The organism is Variovorax sp. AC103 (genome assembly GCF_979254005.1).
This window is the reverse complement of record NZ_CEEDFC010000023.1, coordinates 1-16,836: the sequence shown is the minus strand read 5'-3', so window position 1 is coordinate 16,836 and position 16,836 is coordinate 1. Positions and strand designations below refer to the sequence as shown.

At 68.4% G+C, this 16,836-nt stretch carries 16 protein-coding genes; 9 read left to right on the top strand and 7 right to left on the bottom strand.

Annotation, left to right across the window (positions count from 1 at the left end; translation table 11 throughout):
- Positions 1–88 precede the first annotated feature (88 nt).
- The 7 genes from AC0IYU_RS27160 to AC0IYU_RS27130 all read left to right on the top strand — a co-directional run bounded on the left by AC0IYU_RS27160 (position 89) and on the right by AC0IYU_RS27130 (position 6,433).
- Entirely contained in the window at positions 89–925 is an 837-nt protein-coding gene (locus AC0IYU_RS27160; RefSeq protein ID WP_472123416.1) for a transporter substrate-binding domain-containing protein, read from the top strand.
- A complete protein-coding gene (locus AC0IYU_RS27155) occupies positions 922–1,746 on the top strand; it encodes a transporter substrate-binding domain-containing protein (protein WP_472123413.1) in 825 nt (274 codons plus the stop codon). Before AC0IYU_RS27160 ends, AC0IYU_RS27155 begins: the two co-directional genes overlap by 4 nt.
- Complete coding sequence (locus tag AC0IYU_RS27150) at positions 1,743–2,756, top strand: succinylglutamate desuccinylase/aspartoacylase family protein (RefSeq protein ID WP_472123410.1); 1,014 nt, start codon at positions 1,743–1,745, stop codon at positions 2,754–2,756. Before AC0IYU_RS27155 ends, AC0IYU_RS27150 begins: the two co-directional genes overlap by 4 nt.
- 148 nt (positions 2,757–2,904) lie before the next feature.
- Positions 2,905–3,801 carry an SDR family oxidoreductase gene (locus tag AC0IYU_RS27145; protein ID WP_472123407.1) on the top strand — a complete coding sequence of 299 codons (897 nt, stop codon included), beginning with the start codon at positions 2,905–2,907 and terminating at the stop codon, positions 3,799–3,801.
- 61 nt (positions 3,802–3,862) lie between these two features.
- The gene (locus AC0IYU_RS27140) at positions 3,863–4,660 is read left to right on the top strand and encodes a LysR substrate-binding domain-containing protein (protein WP_472123734.1); all 798 of its coding nucleotides are present in this window, start codon (positions 3,863–3,865) and stop codon (positions 4,658–4,660) included.
- 124 nt (positions 4,661–4,784) lie between these two features.
- Positions 4,785–5,090 carry a helix-turn-helix domain-containing protein gene (locus AC0IYU_RS27135; protein ID WP_472123404.1) on the top strand — a complete coding sequence of 102 codons (306 nt, stop codon included), beginning with the start codon at positions 4,785–4,787 and terminating at the stop codon, positions 5,088–5,090.
- Positions 5,091–5,092: 2 nt separating this feature from the next.
- On the top strand, positions 5,093–6,433 hold the full coding sequence (locus AC0IYU_RS27130) for a type II toxin-antitoxin system HipA family toxin (protein ID WP_472123401.1): 1,341 nt from the start codon (positions 5,093–5,095) through the stop codon (positions 6,431–6,433).
- Between the two features lie 39 nt (positions 6,434–6,472).
- Here AC0IYU_RS27130 and AC0IYU_RS27125 read toward each other — a convergent pair whose 3' ends face one another.
- From AC0IYU_RS27125 to iaaH, 5 genes are read right to left on the bottom strand one after another with little or no spacing between them, the layout of a single operon-like run.
- Positions 6,473–7,168: an ABC transporter ATP-binding protein gene (locus AC0IYU_RS27125; RefSeq protein WP_472123398.1), complete on the bottom strand. Its 696-nt coding sequence runs from the start codon at positions 7,166–7,168 to the stop codon at positions 6,473–6,475.
- Complete coding sequence (locus AC0IYU_RS27120; RefSeq protein WP_472123395.1) at positions 7,165–8,973, bottom strand: branched-chain amino acid ABC transporter ATP-binding protein/permease; 1,809 nt, start codon at positions 8,971–8,973, stop codon at positions 7,165–7,167. Before AC0IYU_RS27120 ends, AC0IYU_RS27125 begins: the two co-directional genes overlap by 4 nt.
- Positions 8,951–9,805: a branched-chain amino acid ABC transporter permease gene (locus tag AC0IYU_RS27115; RefSeq protein ID WP_435439585.1), complete on the bottom strand. Its 855-nt coding sequence runs from the start codon at positions 9,803–9,805 to the stop codon at positions 8,951–8,953. Before AC0IYU_RS27115 ends, AC0IYU_RS27120 begins: the two co-directional genes overlap by 23 nt.
- A gap of 7 nt (positions 9,806–9,812) precedes the next feature.
- Positions 9,813–10,961 carry a substrate-binding domain-containing protein gene (locus tag AC0IYU_RS27110; protein ID WP_472123392.1) on the bottom strand — a complete coding sequence of 383 codons (1,149 nt, stop codon included), beginning with the start codon at positions 10,959–10,961 and terminating at the stop codon, positions 9,813–9,815.
- A gap of 48 nt (positions 10,962–11,009) precedes the next feature.
- Entirely contained in the window at positions 11,010–12,416 is a 1,407-nt protein-coding gene (gene iaaH, locus AC0IYU_RS27105) for an indoleacetamide hydrolase (protein ID WP_472123389.1), read from the bottom strand.
- A 161-nt stretch (positions 12,417–12,577) separates the two neighbouring features.
- Here iaaH and AC0IYU_RS27100 point away from each other — a divergent pair, with 161 nt between their 5' ends.
- The gene (locus tag AC0IYU_RS27100; protein WP_472123386.1) at positions 12,578–13,366 is read left to right on the top strand and encodes a helix-turn-helix transcriptional regulator; all 789 of its coding nucleotides are present in this window, start codon (positions 12,578–12,580) and stop codon (positions 13,364–13,366) included.
- Between the two features lie 40 nt (positions 13,367–13,406).
- On the opposite strand, the gene AC0IYU_RS27095 is transcribed toward AC0IYU_RS27100, so the two are convergent.
- Positions 13,407–14,519, bottom strand: a complete 1,113-nt coding sequence (locus AC0IYU_RS27095; RefSeq protein WP_472123383.1) for a BMP family ABC transporter substrate-binding protein — start codon at positions 14,517–14,519, stop codon at positions 13,407–13,409.
- A gap of 107 nt (positions 14,520–14,626) precedes the next feature.
- Positions 14,627–16,186 carry a sensor domain-containing diguanylate cyclase gene (locus AC0IYU_RS27090; protein WP_472123380.1) on the bottom strand — a complete coding sequence of 520 codons (1,560 nt, stop codon included), beginning with the start codon at positions 16,184–16,186 and terminating at the stop codon, positions 14,627–14,629.
- A 260-nt stretch (positions 16,187–16,446) separates the two neighbouring features.
- On the opposite strand from AC0IYU_RS27090, the gene AC0IYU_RS27085 reads away from it, so the two are divergent.
- Positions 16,447–16,734 (top strand): hypothetical protein, encoded by a 288-nt coding sequence (locus AC0IYU_RS27085; protein ID WP_472123377.1) that lies wholly within the window; start codon positions 16,447–16,449, stop codon positions 16,732–16,734.
- Positions 16,735–16,836 lie beyond the last annotated feature (102 nt).

Below are 16,836 nucleotides of genomic sequence, written 5' to 3'. Positions count from 1 at the left end.
TGAGCAACTACCGGCGCCGGATTGTGGCAAGGCCATGACGCGCGACAAGATCGCGCTCATTCATCGACCTCCAACCTGCACAAGCGCCATGAACCGAGTTCCTTCCAGACGCCACCTGATCTGCAGCCTGTTCGCCGTGTCGGCCTTCGGCGCACTGCTTGCTCCCAGCGCCGCTGCACAGCAGGCCGATCTCCTTGCGAACGCGCGCGCCAGCGGCGTGATCCGCGTGGCCAACACGCAGGCCAGCCCGCCCTGGAGCATGCTCGACGACAAGAACCAGCCGGCAGGCTACGACGTCGAGGTGGCCAAGGAAGTGGCCAGGCGCATCGGCGTCGCTCGGGTGGAATTCGTTGCCGATCTCTTCAAGAATTTCGTCGAAGGATTGAAGGCCGGCAAGTACGAACTCGTGATGAACGACCTGACTCCCACGCCCGAGCGCGAGAAGCAGGTCGACTTCAGCGTCGCCTACGGCCTGGAAGACTTTCGCATCTTCGTGCGCACGTCCAACACAGACATCAAGGACCGCCCGGACCTCAAGGGCAAGCGCGTCGGCGTCACCGCGGGCACCAGCAACGAATCGTGGTCGCGTGCGAATCTGCCTGGCTCGGAGATCGTGACTTACGACAACGGCGGGCTGGTCTTCAACGACATCGCCATCGGCCGCATCGACGCGCTCATCAGCTCCCACTTCGGCGGCATGCGCTACGCGAGCGTGAACAAGCTGCCGATCAAGGAGGTCGGCCCGATCCTGACGTACCAGCTCTCGGCCGCGGCGATGCCGAAGAACCAGCCCGCGCTGCGCGAAGCGGTGAGCAAGGCGATCCGGGAGATGCGCGCCGACGGCACGATCGACAGGCTTTCGAACCGGCTGCTCGGGGTGAGCTACCAGATGTCGGCGCAGATCGCGCAAGAGGAAAAGCAATGAACCGGGCTCGACGCATCTTCAGCCTCGCGCTGCTTTCGCTGGCAGCGGGCGGTTGGACCCTGGCCGCGGCCCAGGCCGATGAGTCGCTGGCACGCCTTCAGAAGAAGGGTGTGGTGCTCGTCGCGAACACGCAGGAGAGCCCGCCGTGGAGCTACGTGGGCGCCGACAACCAGCCCGCCGGCTACGACGTGGCCGTGGCGCGCGAGATTTTCCGGCGGCTGGGTGTGGCCAAGGTCGAGTTCGTCGCGGACAAATTCAAGCACTTCATCGACGGCGTGAACGCCAAGAAGTACGACGTGGTTGTCAACAGCCTGGCGCGCACCGAGGAGCGCGCGAAGGTGGTCGACTTCACCGTGCCCTACACCGTGCAGGATTTCCGCATCTGGGTGCACGCGAAAAACACCGACATCGTGGACCCCGCCTCCCTGAAGGACAAAAGGGTGGGCGTGAGTGCCGGCACCACAAACGAGATGTGGGCAAGGCGCAACCTGCCGGCCTCCGACATCAAGGCCTACGACGGCGGCGGCTTCGTGTTCAACGACCTGGTCAACGGGCGCATCGATGCCATCGTCGACTCGTACTTCAACGGCTACAAGATGAAGACAGTGAACAACCTGCCGATCAAGTCGGTGGGCGAGCCGGTCGTGTATTCGCTGGGCGCCGCGGTCGTGCCCAGGAATTCTCCCGCGCTGCTCGAGGCCATGAACAAGGCCATCAACGACATGGCGGCCGACGGCACGCTGCAGAAGCTCGCGAACGAGCATGTCGCGCCGGGCTACGACATGGTCGGCAACATGAAGAAAGGCACGGCCTGGAAATGAGCGCTCCCAACCCCATTCGCTGCGACATCGATCTCGATGCCGAGGGCAAGCACATCGGCTTCTTGCGGCTGCCGCATTCGGTGCACCGCTCGGCCTACGGCTGGCTGCCGATCCCGATCGCCTCGATCCGCCGTGGCGAAGGCCCCGTGGTGATCGTGAGCGCGGGCACGCACGGCGACGAGTACGAAGGGCAGATCATCGTGTCGCGGCTGATCCGCGAAATCGACGCGGACATGGTGCAGGGCCAGCTGATCCTGCTGCCGATGGCGAACGCGCCGGCGGCCGAGGCGGGGCTTCGCACCTCGCCGCTCGACGACGGCAACCTCAACCGGCTATACCCCGGCGACCCGCAGGGAACGCCCTCGCAGGTCATTGCGCACTACATCGAGCACACCCTGCTCTCGCGGGCCCAGTACATGGTCGACCTGCACTCGGGCGGCTCCTCGCTCATGTACGACGGCGCCAACATGATGGGACTGGAGCCGCGCGATGCCGACGAAGAGACGCGCGTCACCGGCCTGCTCAACGCCTTCGGCTTGCCACGGGCGTTTCTGTACCAGCCGAACGCGGTCAATGTGACGGCGGCGGCGCGGCGCCAGGGCGCGATCTGCTTCCTGACCGAACTCGGCGGCGGCGGCGCGGTGGATGCATCGCTGGTCGCGCAAGGCAGGCAGGGCCTGCTCCACCTGCTGGGCTTCATCGGCGTGCTGCAGGGCGCCATCGTGCCGCCCAGGCCACCGGCCGTGCCGCGGCTCATGCACATCGACCGCGCGCTGCACTATGTCTATGCAATGGACGAGGGTGTCCACGAACCGCTCGTCGAGCTGGGTGCGGTTGTCAAGAAGGGCCAGCCGGCCGCTCTGGTGCATTTCCCGGCGAGCCCGAAGCGCGAGCCGGAGACGGTGTACTTCCCCGGCGACGGCGAGGTCATCTGCAAGCGGGCGATCGCGATGGTTCGGCGGGGAGATTGCATCTTCCAGCTGGCGAGCGAACGTCGCGCGCGAGTTTGAACCGGCGGCTTGATCGACAAGGCGGTGCCGAAGCTGGGCACCACGCGCTTGTTCATCCTGTTGGTTTTCATACCATGATGCGTTCACTACTTTACCGGGATGAGCGCAGCGCGGACAGTCCGTGCATCGACGTTTTGGAGACTGTTCCATGCAGGTATTTGTCACAGGTGCCACCGGCTTCATCGGCTCGGCGGTGGTGAAGGAATTGATCGCGGCGGGGCACGGCGTGCTGGGCCTCTGCCGCTCGCGGGAGAAGGCCGCCGCACTGGCGGCCGCCGGGGCCGAGGTGCTCAGCGGATCGATCGACGACGCGGAGATCCTCAGGCAGGGCGTGGCCCGTTCGGACGGCGTCATCCACCTCGCGTTCAACCACGACTTCTCGAAGTTCGCGGCGAACTGCGAGGACGACCGGCGCATCATCGGCACGCTCGGCGCAGCCCTGTCGGGCTCGAAACGCCCCTTGCTCGTCACCTCCGGCACGGCCATCGCCAACACCGCGCCCGACCAGCCGGCGACCGAGGACGGCGCGACGGTCAGCTCGCAGACCAACCCGCGCGCCGCATCCGAAGAAGCCGCCGCGGCCCTGGCCACGCACGGCATCAGCGTGTCCGTCGTGCGCCTGCCGCAGGTGCACGACACGCGCCGGCAGGGGCTCATCACGTACGTGATCGAGGCCTACCGCGACAAGGGCGTGTGCGCCTATACCGGGGACGGCAGCATCCGCTGGCCCGCGGCGCACATCCTGGACGTGGCTCGCCTGTACCGGCTGGCGCTCGAGCGGGCCGAGCCCGGGGCCAAGTACCACGCGGTGGCGGAGACGGGCGTGGCGTTTCGCGACATCGCCGAAACGCTGGGCCGCCGACTGGGTCTGCCGACGGCGTCCATCGCCGCCGAAGAGGCTGGCGCCACCTTCGGCTGGCTCGCCATGTTCGCGAACCACGACATGGCGGCGGTGAGCACGCGGACACGCCGGCAGCTGGGCTGGGAGCCGAGCGGCCCGACCATGCTGGCCGACCTGGAGCGGCTCGAGCTCGACGCGCACTGACCGCCGGTATCCGCCACGCCCGCCATGCCCGCCATGCCCGCAGCGGCGCGATGCTCCGAGCCTGCGCAATGCCCTGCACATCGGCCAGCCTACGGTGACCGACCAGGTCAAGGCGTTGGAGACGCGCTTCAGCGTCGAGCTTTTTCTTCGCACGGGCCGCAGCGTGCGGTTGACCTCGGCGGGTGAGCGGCTCTATGCCATCACCCAGGGCCTGTTCGGACAGGAAGAGGAAGCGATGCAGTTCCTGCAGAGCGCGCACAAGCTGAAGGTCGGTCTGGTGCGCGTGGGCGCCGTGTCCCCGCCCATTGCGCTGGAACTGGCGCGCCACTTCCGTCAGGCGCACCCGTCGCTGGAACTCACGGTGTCCATCGGCTCCGAGGCGTCGACGCTGCGCGGCCTGCAGGACTTCGACATCGACGTGGGCATCCTGGCCGAGTCGGCCGCCGTCGAGGGGCTGCATGTGGCGCCCTACCGCGACGAACGCATCGTGGCGGTGGTGCCCGAGAACCATCCGTGGACCCGGCGCGCCTCGATCTCCACCAACGACATCGAGGGCGAGATGGTCATCCTGCGCGAGCCCGGCTCGAAGACCCGCCATCGCGTCGAGCGGGCGTGCCAGGAGAAGAGCGTGCGCCTGAACTGCGTCATGGAGATCAACAGCCGCGAGGCCATCCTGCATGCGGTGGTCAACGGCATGGGCATCGGTTTCGTGACGCAGGTCGAGTTCATTCCGCTGCCGGGCCTCGCCGCTGTGATGATCGACGACGACGAGTTGTCGATCGGCTATTCGCTGTGCTGCTTGTCGGTGCGCCAAGACCGGCCGTTGATTCGCGCGTTGTTCGACGTCGCGCTGGGGTGAGGCGCCGGGGAAGATCAATTTACCCATTTGCTGGGTATTTGTCTTATTACCCATTTGATGGTTATTTTGACAAATACCCATTAAATCGATAATCTTCCGGTTACCCACCTCATCGGTAACCCCCATGCAGCAAGTTCTTTCGGTCCCCTCACAGCTCGGCGTACTGCTCAAGGCCGCTCGCAAGGAGTCGGGCATTTCCCAGGTGAAGCTGGCCGAGCGCCTCGGCATCAGCCAAAGCCGCATGTCCCACATGGAGCTCAACCCCGGCTCGGTGAGCCTGGAGCAACTGCTGGCCCTCTTCAGCGTACTGGGCCTCGAAATTCTGGTCGGCTCGAAGAACCCGGCAAGGCTCTCGACCTACCCGACAGGCGCCGACCATCCAGACCCGAGGCATGTCGCCGACGAGCCTGCGCCTCCTTCAGAGTGGTGAGCGTGGCGCGCGCATCGAACGCCCCCGCGCTTTCCATTTGGGCCAACGGCGAGCGCGTCGGCATCTGGCGCATTCCCGAGCGCGGGGCGGACGAGTTGATCTACGACGAAGCCTGGGTCGGCTCGCCGGCAGGACGCCCCCTCTCGCTGTCATTGCCGCTGGTCGGAGGCTTCACCCACAAGGGCGCAGTCGTCCAGAACTACTTCGACAACCTGCTGCCCGACAGCCAGCCCATTCGCGAGCGCATTGCAAGCCGATTCAGGACGCGCACCACACAGCCGTTCGACCTCTTGCAGGCCATCGGACGCGACTGCGTCGGCGCCATCCAGTTGCTGGGCGAGCACGACGGCCCGGCGCATCCAGAGCACATCGAGGGCGAGCCGATGACCGAGGCCGACGTCGAGAAGCTGCTGCAGCAAACGGTAGACCCCGGCAGGTTCGCAGGGCAATCCGCGCCTGAAGACGAGCTGCGCATCTCCCTGGCCGGTGCGCAGGAAAAGACTGCGCTCCTGTGGCACCAGGGCCAGTGGGTGCGCCCGCACGGCTCGACCCCCACCACGCACATCCTGAAGTTGCCGCTGGGCCTGGTCGGCCATCGCAAGGCCGACTTCAGCACCTCGGTCGAGAACGAGTGGCTCTGCCTGAACATCCTCCAGGAATACGGCATTCCCGTGCCGCTGACGGCCGTGCTGCGCTTCGGGTCGCAAAAGGTGCTGGCCGTCGAGCGCTTCGATCGCCGGCTGCACTCGTCCGGCAACTGGTGGCTGCGCCTGCCGCAGGAAGACTTCTGCCAGGCCCTGGGCAAGCCGTCGCACCTGAAGTACGAGGCCGACGGCGGGCCCGGCCTGATCGACCTGGCGGACGTGCTTCGGAGCTCGGTCGATGCACAGAAAGACCTGGCCACGCTGCTCACCGTGCAGTTGCTCTTCTGGATGCTCGGTGCACCCGACGGCCACGCAAAGAACTTCAGCATCGCGTGGCTCCCGATGGGCCGCTACAGGCTGACGCCCATCTACGACGTGATGTCCATCTGGCCGGTGGAGGGCAACGGGCCCAACCAGTTTTCCAGGCACGAGGCCAAGCTCGCCATGGCCTTGATCGGCAAGAGCAAGCACTATCCCTTCAAGACCGTCCAGCGCCGCCACTTCAACGCCATGGCAAAAAAATGCCACTACGGCCCGGAAGCAGAAAACCTCATCCAGCGCGTGCTCGCTGCAACGCCGGGCGTGATCGACCGGGTCGGCGCGCGCTTGCCGCCGCACTTTCCGGCGGCGGTGTCCGGCAGGATCCTCGAAGGGCTGGCCCGCTCCGCCAAGGCGCTGGGCGCGATGCCTTCTTTCTAGGCCGCCGAACGCTCGCCGCTTGAGCGCGCCTGCGAGAGGTCAAACCACGAGGTGCCGTTCCAGCGTCTCGCGCGGCAGGTCGGCGGTGGCGCCCGCGAGCGAGCATTCGCCGTGGTCGATGGCCAGGATATCGTCGGCCACCTGCAGCAGGAACTCGAGGTTCTGCTCGACGATGACGAACGCGGCGCCCTCGGCCTTGCGCGCGCGCACCAGCGTGGCCATGCGCTCGATGTTCTCGGGCTGCACGCCCTCGGTTGGTTCGTCGAGGATGGCGAGCGGTGCGCGCAACCCGAGGGTTCGGGTGAACGACAGCAGCTTGCGCTCGCCGCCGCTGAGCGAGCCGGCGCGCTGGCCCATGCGCTCGGCCAGCCGCGGAAATGCGGCAAGGCCGTCGGCATAGCGTGCCGGGTCTCGCCCGCGCAGGTGCAGCCACAGGTTCTCGCTCACGCTGAGGTCGCCGAAGACCACGTCCTCCTGCGGCGCGTAGGCCATGCCCGCGGCCAGGCGCTGCTGCGGCGGCAAACGCGCCAGGTCGCGCCCGGCGAGCGCGACGCGGCCCTGCTTCAGCGGCAGGAAGCCGGTGAGCGCGCGCATCAGCGTGGTCTTGCCCACGCCGTTGCGCCCGAGCACGCCCAGCACGCGGCCAGCGCCGACCGCCCCGCCAAGGCCGCGCAGCACCATGGTGTCTCCGTAGCCACAGACCACGTCGGAAAAGTCGAGCAGGTTCGCGCTCATTTGCGTGCTCCCGCATAGACCGCGCGCACGGCCGGGTCGGCCTGGATCTGCGCCAGCGGTCCGCGCGCCAGCAGCTTGCCCTGGTGCAGCACGTACACCTCGCCGCCGATGGAAGCCACCGCGCTGATGTCGTGCTCGATGACCAGCGCGGCCGCACCCAGGCGCCCGGTCGCCGTCTTGATGGCCTCGATCATGTGGTGCGTCTCGCCGGGAGAAAGGCCCGCGCACGGCTCGTCGAGCAGCACGAGGCGCGGCTGCGGCAGCATGGTCATCACGAACTCCAGCGCCTGGCGCTCGCCCTGCGACAGGCTGCCCGCCGGCGCATGCAGTTGCCTGGCAAGCGAGGGAAACAGGTCGAGCAGTTCGCCGCGCAAGGCGCTGTCCCAGGCGAGCGCGCCGCGCTGCAGCGTTGCGGTCGGCCGCAGGCGTCCGGCCCACAACGCGACGTCCAGATTCTGGCTCACGCTCAGGCCGGGGAACACCGACGGAATCTGCAGCTTGCGGCCCACGCCCTGCCGGGCCACGCGCCATGCGGTGGCGCCCGAAATGTCGACGCCGTCGAGCAGGATGCGTCCGGCGCGCAGCGGCAGTCGGCCGGTCATCACGTTGAAGGCAGACGTCTTGCCCGCGCCGTTGGGGCCGATCACGCAGCGCAGGCCGGGGCCCTGCAGGTCGAACGCCAGGCCGTCGAGGATGCGCACGCCACCCTGCGCGCAGGCCACCTGCTCGAACGCGAGGCTCACGCTGCCGCCCTGCGCCTGCACCGGCGGTGCCGGTGTTCTGGGCAGCGCGTGCGCATCGTCGGTGCGCCCGGAGAATCGGCGCCCCATCGCGGCAAGCCCCGCCAGTCCGTCGGGCAGGAAACGCACGACCGCGATGAAGATCGCGCCGACCGCCACTTCCCAGTAGGCGAAGTGGTCGCGCAACTCCGAAGACGCATACCCCACGAACACCGCCCCCAGCAGCGCGCCCAGCGGGCTTGACTTGCCGCCGACCGCCGCCCAGATGACGAACTCCGTCGACAGCACGAACCCCATGGTCAGCGGCGTGACGATGCCCTGGTGCATCGCGAACAGCGCACCGGCCAGCGCGGCCAACATCGCGGAGAACGCGAAGGCCACCGCCTTGATGCGGTCGGTGGCGTAGCCGAAGAGCTGCAGGCGCTCTTCGTTCTGCGCCAGCGCGCTCCACAGCAGGCCCAGCGGCCGACGCAACACGCCGGCCAGCAGCAGCGTGGTGCACAGCGCGCATGCGGCCACCACCCAGTAGAAGGTGCTGTAGCGCTCGGTGCCGGGCATTTCGGGAATGTCGGCCATGCCGTTGAAGCCGCCCGTGACCGCGCTCCACTGCTGCGCCGCCAGGAAGCCGAGCATCGTCATCGCCAGCGTGATGAGCGAGAAGAACGGCCCGCTGCGGTGGCTGCGCGCGAACACCAGCCGCGCCGTCAGGTAGGCCATCGCCGCGGGCAGCAGCAACGCCAGCGGCAGGGCCGCGAACCACGCCGGCTGCTGCTGCGCCGCCTTGAGCGTGCCGCCGGCCAGGTAGGCGCCCAGGCCGAAGAACAGCGCATGCCCCAGCGGCAGGAAGCCCAGCCGTCCCCAGCACAGCGCCACGCCTTGCGTCGCGATGCCGTAGATGAGGAACAGCGCGATCTGGTAGGCGATGAAGTCGTTCGACGCGAACGGCAGCGCCACCAGCCCCGCGCCCAGCAGCCACGGCCCGGGCACCGGCAGGCGCCAGCGCCGCGCGGGCGCGACGAGCGTCCGGGCCGCCAGCGAAGAATCAACGGCGTCCAAAGAGTCCATTCGGTTTCAACCAGAGAAAGAGGATCGACAACACCAGCACCACCGCGTAGCCGCTGGTCTGGCCCGAGAGGCTGCTCACCACGGACTGCGTGCCGCCGATCACGCCCACGCCGCCGCCGAAGCCGCCCAGCGTGCCCAGCCCGCCGACCACCAGCACGAAGAAGGAGTCGAGCAGGTAGTCGACGCCGATGCCGGGCTCGATGCGCACCAGCGGCGCCAGCAGCACGCCTGCCGCGCCGGCCAGCACCACGCCGATGACGAAGGTCTGCGACGCGAGCCGGCGCGTGTCGATGCCCAGCGCCTGCGCGAGCACGGGGTTGCCCGTCATCGCACGCACCCGCAGCCCCATGGTGCTGCGCCGGTACCAGAGCGCCAGCGCAATCATCAGCACCACCGCCAGCGCGATCAGCGCCAGCCGGTAGCCCGGGTACTGCACGCCGCCCAGCGACACCGGCGCGCCCAGCGTGCTTTCGATGTTGCGGTAGCCGCGCCCGTACACTGCCTCGACCGTCTTGCGCATGACCATCGCCAGGCCCCAGGTGGCCAGCAGCGTGTCGAAGGGCCGCGCATACAGCGGGCGGATCAGCCAGCGCTCCACCGCATAGCCCAGCACGCCGCACACCAGCATGGCCAGCGGCATGGCCGTGGCGATCGGCCAGCCCCAGGACTGCACGGTGACGACCGCATAGGCGCCCAGCATCACGAACTCGCCGTGCGCCATGTTCATCACGCCCAGCAGGCCGAACACCACCGCCAGCCCGAGCGTGGTGAGGCCCAGCGTCGCCAGCGCGTAGGCCAGGTTCAGCGCGTGCAGCAACCAGCTGGTGTCCATGGCGGCGTCACACCTTGCAGGTCTGGCCGGACGCGATGTGCGGGAAGGTCTTCACCACGCGAAAGCCCTTCTCACCCACGTCGGCGAGGTAGATGTCCTGGTCGACGTGGCGCGCGTGCATGGTCACTGCGCCCCGCGGGCCGCTGTAGCTCGCGCCTTCGCTCGCTGGCTCCATCTTCGCCACGTCGAGCGACTTGGCGCGCGCGGCCATGGCCTCCAGCATCAGGAAGCCTTCGTACACCGACTCGGCCAGGCCGTTGAGCGCGGGCGCCTGCGCGCCGAAGCGCTTGAAGTACGCGTCCGAAAAGGCCTTGGCCGCGGGCGTCTCGATGTTGGCGAAGTAGCCCGCGCTCGAATACAGGTTGCGCGCATTGGCCGGGCCGATGCCGGCGAGCGTGTTCTCCTCGAGCAGCGAACCCAGGCGGATCGTCTTGTCGGCCAGGCCGAAGCTCGCGAAGGCCTTGTTGAAGGTGACGGAGGCACCGCCCACCAGCGACACCAGCACCGCATCGGCCCCGCTGTCGCGGATGCGCGCGAGGCTGGAGTCGAAGTTGTCGGCGGTGAAAGGCAGGTACTCGTCGCCCACCACCTGTGCGCCCGTCTGTGCGATGTAGCCCTTGGCCGCGGCGTTGGTGTTGCGGCCCCAAACGTAGTCGTTGCCGATCAGGTACCACTTCTTCGGCTTGCGTTCCGCCGCCAGCCAGGGAATGACCGGTGCGAGCTGCTGCGCCGGCGTCTCGCCGTTCACGTAGGTGCCGCGCGCGCACTCGCCGCCTTCGTACACCGGCGTGTAGAAGTACGGCACCTGGCCCTTGAAAAGCCCCACCAGCGCGCCGCGCACCGCGCTGTCGTGCATGCCGATGACCGCCTGCGCGCCCTGCCCCTTCCAGAGCTTCAGCGCGGTCTGCGAGGCCTCGGCGGGCGGCAGCCCCGCATCGCCGAACAGCGGGTTGAGGGTGCGGCCCAGCACGCCGCCGCGCGCGTTGATCGTCTGCACGGCCAGCTCGGCGCAGGCCTTGGCCGAGGGGCCGAAGAGTCCGGCCGGCCCGCTCATCGGCAGCATCACGGCCACGTTGAGCGGCGAGGCCGCGCGCACGCCCGCCGAGCTGACGGCTGCTGCGGCTGCAATGCCGTGGAGAAAGGTACGACGGTCCATGAGAACTCCTGGTTGCAATGAAGAAAGACGGAATCGGGCCGGGCGCGCTCAGCGCATCCAGGGCACGGATGGCAAGGGAGGCAGCACCGCCTCGACGGCGGCGGCCAGCGCCAGCAGGCCACGGTCGCTGCCCGCCGGACCGTCCAGGCCCAGCCCCACCGGCAACCCGCCCGCCAGGCCGGCGGGCAGCGTCACGCCGGGAATGCCGGCGTTGCTGCCCGGGTCGGTGTTGCGGATGAAGGCGGCAAAGGTCGGCAGCGCTTCGCCGTTCAGCTGCACGGTCACGTCGTGGCCCACCGGCGCGGCGGTCAGCGGCGTGGTGGGGAACAGCAGCGCCCGCACGCCATGCGCGGCGAAGGCTTCGGCATAGACGGCCTGCAGCCCGCGCCGCGCCTGCAGTGCCTGCGCATACACGGCCTCGGGCACCGCGCCTTCGCCCAGCAGCGGCTGCACGATGGCCGCCACGTCGGGGCTGCCGATGGCGTCGACCAATTGCCGCAGGCTCACGCCGCGCTGCGCGTACTGCAGGTAGTCGCCCATGTCCCTGACGAATTCGTACAGCGCAATCGGAAAACCCGCCGCCTCGTTGAAGCCCGCCAGCGCGGGCAGAGGCACCTCGACCAGCTGCGCGCCGGCCGTGCGCAGGCGCTCGATGGCCTCCTGCGCGACGCTGTGCACGCCAGGCGCCAGCCCTTCCCAGAAGGCCGGCCCCGGCAGGCCCAGCCGCACGCCTTGCAGCGACACGGGCACCAGCGCTTGCGCATTGCCACTGAGCACGCCGTCGAGCAAGCCGCAGTCTTCGACGCTGCGCGCAAGGGGTCCGGCGGCATCGCGGGTCAGCGAAATGGGCGCGATGCCCCGGCCCGGTACCCGCCCGGTCGTCGGGCGCAGGCCGACCACGCCGCAGAGCGCGGCAGGCACGCGCACGGAACCGCCGGTGTCCGTGCCGATGGCCGCGGGCACCAGGCCGGCCGCCACCACCACGCCCGAGCCCCCGCTGCTGCCACCCGGAATGCGCGATGCATCCCATGGGTTGCGTGCGGCGCCGGTCACGCTGTTGTTGGTGGTGATGCCCATCGCCAGCTCGTGCATGTTCGCCTTGCCGGCGATCAGCGCACCGGCCTTGCGCAGCCGCTGCACCACTTCGGCGTCCTGCGGGGGGTGCAGGCCCAGCAGCGCGCCCGTGCCCGCCGAACTGGGCAGCCCGACCGCGTCGATGTTGTCCTTCAGCGCCACCGGCACGCCCAGCAGCGGCAGGTCTTCGCCTGCCGCGATGCGCGCATCGGCGTCCCTGGCCTGGGTACGCAGGCCCTCGGGGTCGAAGGCGACGTAGCCGTTCAGCGCGGCGTGCGCCTCGGTGCGCGCGATGAGCGCGTCGGCCACGTCGATGCTGCGCACCGCGCCCGACCGCAGTTCGCGCCGCAGTTGCGCGACGCCCAGTTGTGTGAGGTTCATGTGAGTTCCCGTAACGATGACCCGATGCTAGGAATCGCCGCAGCCGCTCACACCTAGCACGATTGATAGGTGGCCTACGGGTCGGCCCCGATACCCGCGGCGATTGCCGGGGCTAGCATCGCCAGCACTGAAGTTCGCACGGTCTTTGCTTGACCCCTGCCATGCACCTCTCCACGACACAGACGCGCGCCCTGGGCGACGTCATGCGGCTGCTGGCCGAAGCGACCGACCCCGACGCCCTGCGCGCCGACCTGGCCTTGCCCATGCTCGACCTGCTGCACGCGGACACCTACGTGTCCTTCACCTGGGACGCCGCCGCGCAGTGCTTCGCGCGCGTGAAGGCGCTGAACATGTCGGTGGAAAACCTGCGCAGCTGGGACGAGTACTACCGCTTCGTCGACCCGCTGACCTTTCCGATGATGGAACGCCGCCACCCCACGCTGGCCACGCAGATCCTCTGCCAGCAGGACCTGTCGCGCACCGAGTTCTTCAACGACTTCCTGAAACGCGACCGCATGCACTGGGGCGTGAACGTGTATGTCTTCGCCGACGGCGAATGCACCGGCGACATGCGCATCTGGCGCCACCGCGAACGCGGCAACTTCGACGCGAACGAGATCGAGGCGCTGCGCCTGGTCGAGCCCGCGTTCGCGGGCGCGCTGGCACGCTTCAAATGGCAGGCTGGGCCGACCTCGTCGATGCGCGCGCACGAGGGCGTCAGCGAGCTGCTGCAGCGCAAGTCCGCGTTGAGCCAGCGCGAGGCCGAGGCGGCGGCGCTAGTGGTCTCGGGATGCCCCGACAAGCTCATCGCCAAGCGCATGGCCGTGGGGCTGCCCACCGTGCGCTTCCACCTAGGCAATGCGTTTCGCAAGCTGCATGTCGAAAACCGCACGCAGCTTGCCGCCCGGGTGCAGTCCATGATCGGCGCCGAGGCCTTCGCCGACGGCTAGACGCGGTCGTGCATGCGCCCGGCGCTAAAGGCACGCCCGCTTACCTGGTCGGGCCGGACACCCGCCCCTGCACGCCTTGCACGAGCCAGTTCATCTTCAGGATCTGCTCGTCGCCCAGCTGCGTGCCCTTGGCGATCGTGACGCGGCCTTCGTTGTCGCGCACGTCGCCGTTCACCGCCCGGAACGGCTGCAGCTTGCCGGTGGCGATGTCCTGCTGCCGCGCGAGCACCTCGTCCTGCACCGCCTTCGGCACGCGGGTGCCGAAGTCGCCGACGCGGATCATTCCTTCCTTCACGCCGCCCCAGACGTTGCCGCTCTTCCAGCCGCCGTCGAGCACGGCCCTGGCACGCTGCGTGTAGTAGCCGCCCCATTGGTGGGTGACGGCGACGAGCTGCGCGTCGGGCGCGATCTTTCGCATGTCGGAGTGGTAGGCGATGGCCATCTTGCCGCGCTCCTGCGCCGCCGCCATCACGGCCGTGGAGCCGGTGTGGAAGGCGACCACGTCGGCGTTCTGGTTGAACAGCGCCATCGTCGCGTCGCGCTCCTTCGGCGGATCGAACCATTCGTTGAGCCACACCACGATCACCTTCGCGTCGGGGTTCACCGAGCGCATGCCGAGCGTGAACGCGTTGATGCCCTGCAGCACCTCGGGAATCGGGAAGCCCGCCGCATAGCCGGCCACGTTGCTCTTCGTCATGCGGCCGGCCGCGATGCCCGCGAGGTAGCGGCCTTCGTAGTAGCGCGCGTTCGCGGTCGCCACATTGGGCGCGGTCTTGTAGCCGGTGACGGATTCGAACTTCACGTCGGGAAAGTCCTTCGCCACTTTCAGCGTCGGCTCCATGTAGCCGAAGCTCGGCGTGAAGATGAGGGTGTTGCCCTGCTGCGCGAGGTCGCGAATGACGCGCTCGGCATCGGCGCCCTCGGCCACGTTCTCGACATAGGTGGTCTTCACCCTGTCGCCCAGCGCCGTTGCGACGGCCTGGCGGCCCTCTTCATGCTGGCGCACCCAGCCGGCATCGGTGACGGGCGTGACGTAGACGAAGCCGATCTTCAGCGGCACCTTCGGCGGCTGCGGCGTCTGGGAAAAAGCGGGAGACAAACAGCAAGCGGCAACCCACGCCAGAACGGCGCGGCCCGCGAGGTTTTTGTACATGGTGGTCCTCTACATGGCCCCGGAAAAGCAAAAACCCGCAGCCGGCCGGGACGCCCTGCTGCGGGGGAACGATTTTAAGCGGGCCGTTTCGACCCTCGACGCCCGGGCTACTCGGTTTCCGGCGACTGCAGGCTCGCGGAGATCTGGTATTCCACCCAGCCCCAGTAGTGGTCGAAGGTCGCGCCGTCCTCCATGGCCTTTTTCCAGCTGGAGCGGGCAAAGACGGGATGCTCGTTCGCGGTGCCGTACTTGTCGCCCAGGTCGGCCGCGCTCAGGTCGATGTCGCCCGCGAAGGCGTCCAGCAAAACAAGCGTTTCGCTGGGCGCCGGGGTTTCGGCGGGCGTGGTGTCCAGCGGAATGGCGGCGTTGCGGCCCGCGAGCACCACGCAGTCACGGCCCCTTGCCTTGGCGCGCAGGAGCGCCATGTCCGCCTCCTTGAGCGACGTGCTCGCGTCGCGCGTGGCCGTCAATGGTGCGATGCCGATCGACAAGGTGAGCGGGATCGTTTCCGAATCGATGGAGAACAAATGGTCGGAGAAGGCCGCGCGGATGGCTTCGGTGCAGGCATGCGCCTGCGCCAATGGCATCGCCTCGAAGACCAACCCGAACTCCTCGCCTCCCAGCCGCGCGATGGAGGCCGTGCCCGGGACCAGCGCGCTCAGCCGCCTGGCGACCTCCACCAGCGCGACGTCGCCCGCGTCGTGGCCGAAGCGGTCGTTGACCGATTTGAAATAGTCCAGGTCGACGATGGCCACGGCCCCTTGCGAGCCGCCCTGCACGGCCGCCTGCGCCGCCTGCAGCACGTCGTTGAAACGGCGGCGATTGGGCAGCCCGGTCAGGGGATCCGTCTCGGACAGGTCGACCAAGCGCCGGTTGAGCAGCGAGAGTTCGCGGTGCGCGGCGAGCAGGGCGTTCTCGCGCTGGACCAGCTCGGTCACGTGGGTCCACACGCAGGCGATGCCGCCCATGTCCCAGGCTTGCTCCTGGACCCGGTAGAAGCGCCCGGTGCGCGCGCGCATCGTGAGCAGGGCCTGGAGCGGGCCGGCGTCGGTGCTGCGGCACAGCTCCGCAAAGGCGTCGTCGCCACCGAAGATGTCCTCGAACTTCCGCCAGTAGGCGCCCTGCCCGGAGTCGCGCCGGTCGATGGACGGCACCCGCTCGATGAGGCCGAGGAAATGCTCCGAGAAGAACCGGGAGTTGACGTAGCGCAGGCTCCCCGCCGCGTCGTGAACGATCAGGCCCACATTGGCGACCTCCATCAGCCCCTGCAGCAGGTTGCCCTGCGTGCCGGGCGCCTTCTGCGCGGACACGTCGGTCCACATCTTGAGGCGGCCGCCCCCGGGCCGGGGAAACATGCGCATTTCGAGCCAGCGGCCGTCGGCGCGCTGGTACTGGAGCGGGCCCTCCTCGTGGGATTGCAGGTGCAGCGCGTTGCGCACGGCGTCGGCGCGCTCCTGCGGGGAGGCCTGGGGGTGCTGCACCGCCAGGAAGGGCTCCAGCGTCTCGAGGTAGGTGGTTCCGACCCGCAGAAACGGCACCACCTCCGGAAAGAAGGCCAGGTAGCGCTCGTTCCAGAAGGTGACCTGCTCCGAAGCGTCGTAGCCGCACACGGCGCATCCGCCGTGCGCCATCAACGCCTGTGCAAGAAACTCTGAGTCGGAAACCATCTGATTTGTCAACGCCTGCCTGATTGAGTCTTGAGTGTGGCGAGATACGCCGCACCCGCCCGGTGAGGCGGCCGAATTGTTCCATGAATTTGCAAAATTGCTTACAAAGTGAGGCGTTTGATTGCATCGCGGCGGCCCGGCGGCGAGGCTGGGGCATCGACCTACTTCAATGTTGGCGCTTCGCTGTATGCGGCGGGCGCGGGGCCGCGCCAGTCTTGAAGGCCAGATCATTCCCTCAGAGAAAAAAGAAAGGCCAGCCCATGACCGCTGCTTCCACCGCCCTGCCTGCATCGATTGCCGACGACTCGATGACTCCGCTCGACATCTCCCAAGCCGTGCTGGAGGGTGAGGAAAACCCTAACGTCGCGCGACCGCTCAGCCTGAAGGAACAGGCCGCGCAGAGCGCGGCGAACGCCGACGATGGCGCCTTGGGCACGCGCGCTCGCCTGATGCGCGCGCTTCGCAGCCCCGCCGCGGCCTGGGGCGGTGCAGCGGTGACAGGGATTGCGCTGGCGCTGTTCTACGCGCGGCGCACCAACCGGATCTGAACCGGATCTACGAAGCTGCCGGGTCGTGCGCGGCGTCGCCGTGCACGCCCTGTCTCTTATACACATCTCCGAGCCCACGAGACGAGTCATAGGATCGCGGAT

Bases quoted from the DNA above. Each gene is read 5' to 3' on its own strand.
- AC0IYU_RS27160 (WP_472123416.1), top strand. From the start codon at position 89: ATGAACCGAGTTCCTTCCAGACGCCACCTGATCTGCAGCCTGTTCGCC.
- AC0IYU_RS27155 (WP_472123413.1), top strand. From the start codon at position 922: ATGAACCGGGCTCGACGCATCTTCAGCCTCGCGCTGCTTTCGCTGGCA.
- AC0IYU_RS27150 (WP_472123410.1), top strand. From the start codon at position 1,743: ATGAGCGCTCCCAACCCCATTCGCTGCGACATCGATCTCGATGCCGAG.
- AC0IYU_RS27145 (WP_472123407.1), top strand. From the start codon at position 2,905: ATGCAGGTATTTGTCACAGGTGCCACCGGCTTCATCGGCTCGGCGGTG.
- AC0IYU_RS27135 (WP_472123404.1), top strand. From the start codon at position 4,785: ATGCAGCAAGTTCTTTCGGTCCCCTCACAGCTCGGCGTACTGCTCAAG.
- AC0IYU_RS27125 (WP_472123398.1), bottom strand. From the start codon at position 7,168: ATGAGCGCGAACCTGCTCGACTTTTCCGACGTGGTCTGTGGCTACGGA.
- AC0IYU_RS27120 (WP_472123395.1), bottom strand. From the start codon at position 8,973: ATGGACTCTTTGGACGCCGTTGATTCTTCGCTGGCGGCCCGGACGCTC.
- AC0IYU_RS27115 (WP_435439585.1), bottom strand. From the start codon at position 9,805: ATGGACACCAGCTGGTTGCTGCACGCGCTGAACCTGGCCTACGCGCTG.
- AC0IYU_RS27110 (WP_472123392.1), bottom strand. From the start codon at position 10,961: ATGGACCGTCGTACCTTTCTCCACGGCATTGCAGCCGCAGCAGCCGTC.
- iaaH (WP_472123389.1), bottom strand. From the start codon at position 12,416: ATGAACCTCACACAACTGGGCGTCGCGCAACTGCGGCGCGAACTGCGG.
- AC0IYU_RS27100 (WP_472123386.1), top strand. From the start codon at position 12,578: ATGCACCTCTCCACGACACAGACGCGCGCCCTGGGCGACGTCATGCGG.
- AC0IYU_RS27095 (WP_472123383.1), bottom strand. From the start codon at position 14,519: ATGTACAAAAACCTCGCGGGCCGCGCCGTTCTGGCGTGGGTTGCCGCT.
- AC0IYU_RS27090 (WP_472123380.1), bottom strand. From the start codon at position 16,186: ATGGTTTCCGACTCAGAGTTTCTTGCACAGGCGTTGATGGCGCACGGC.
- AC0IYU_RS27085 (WP_472123377.1), top strand. From the start codon at position 16,447: ATGACCGCTGCTTCCACCGCCCTGCCTGCATCGATTGCCGACGACTCG.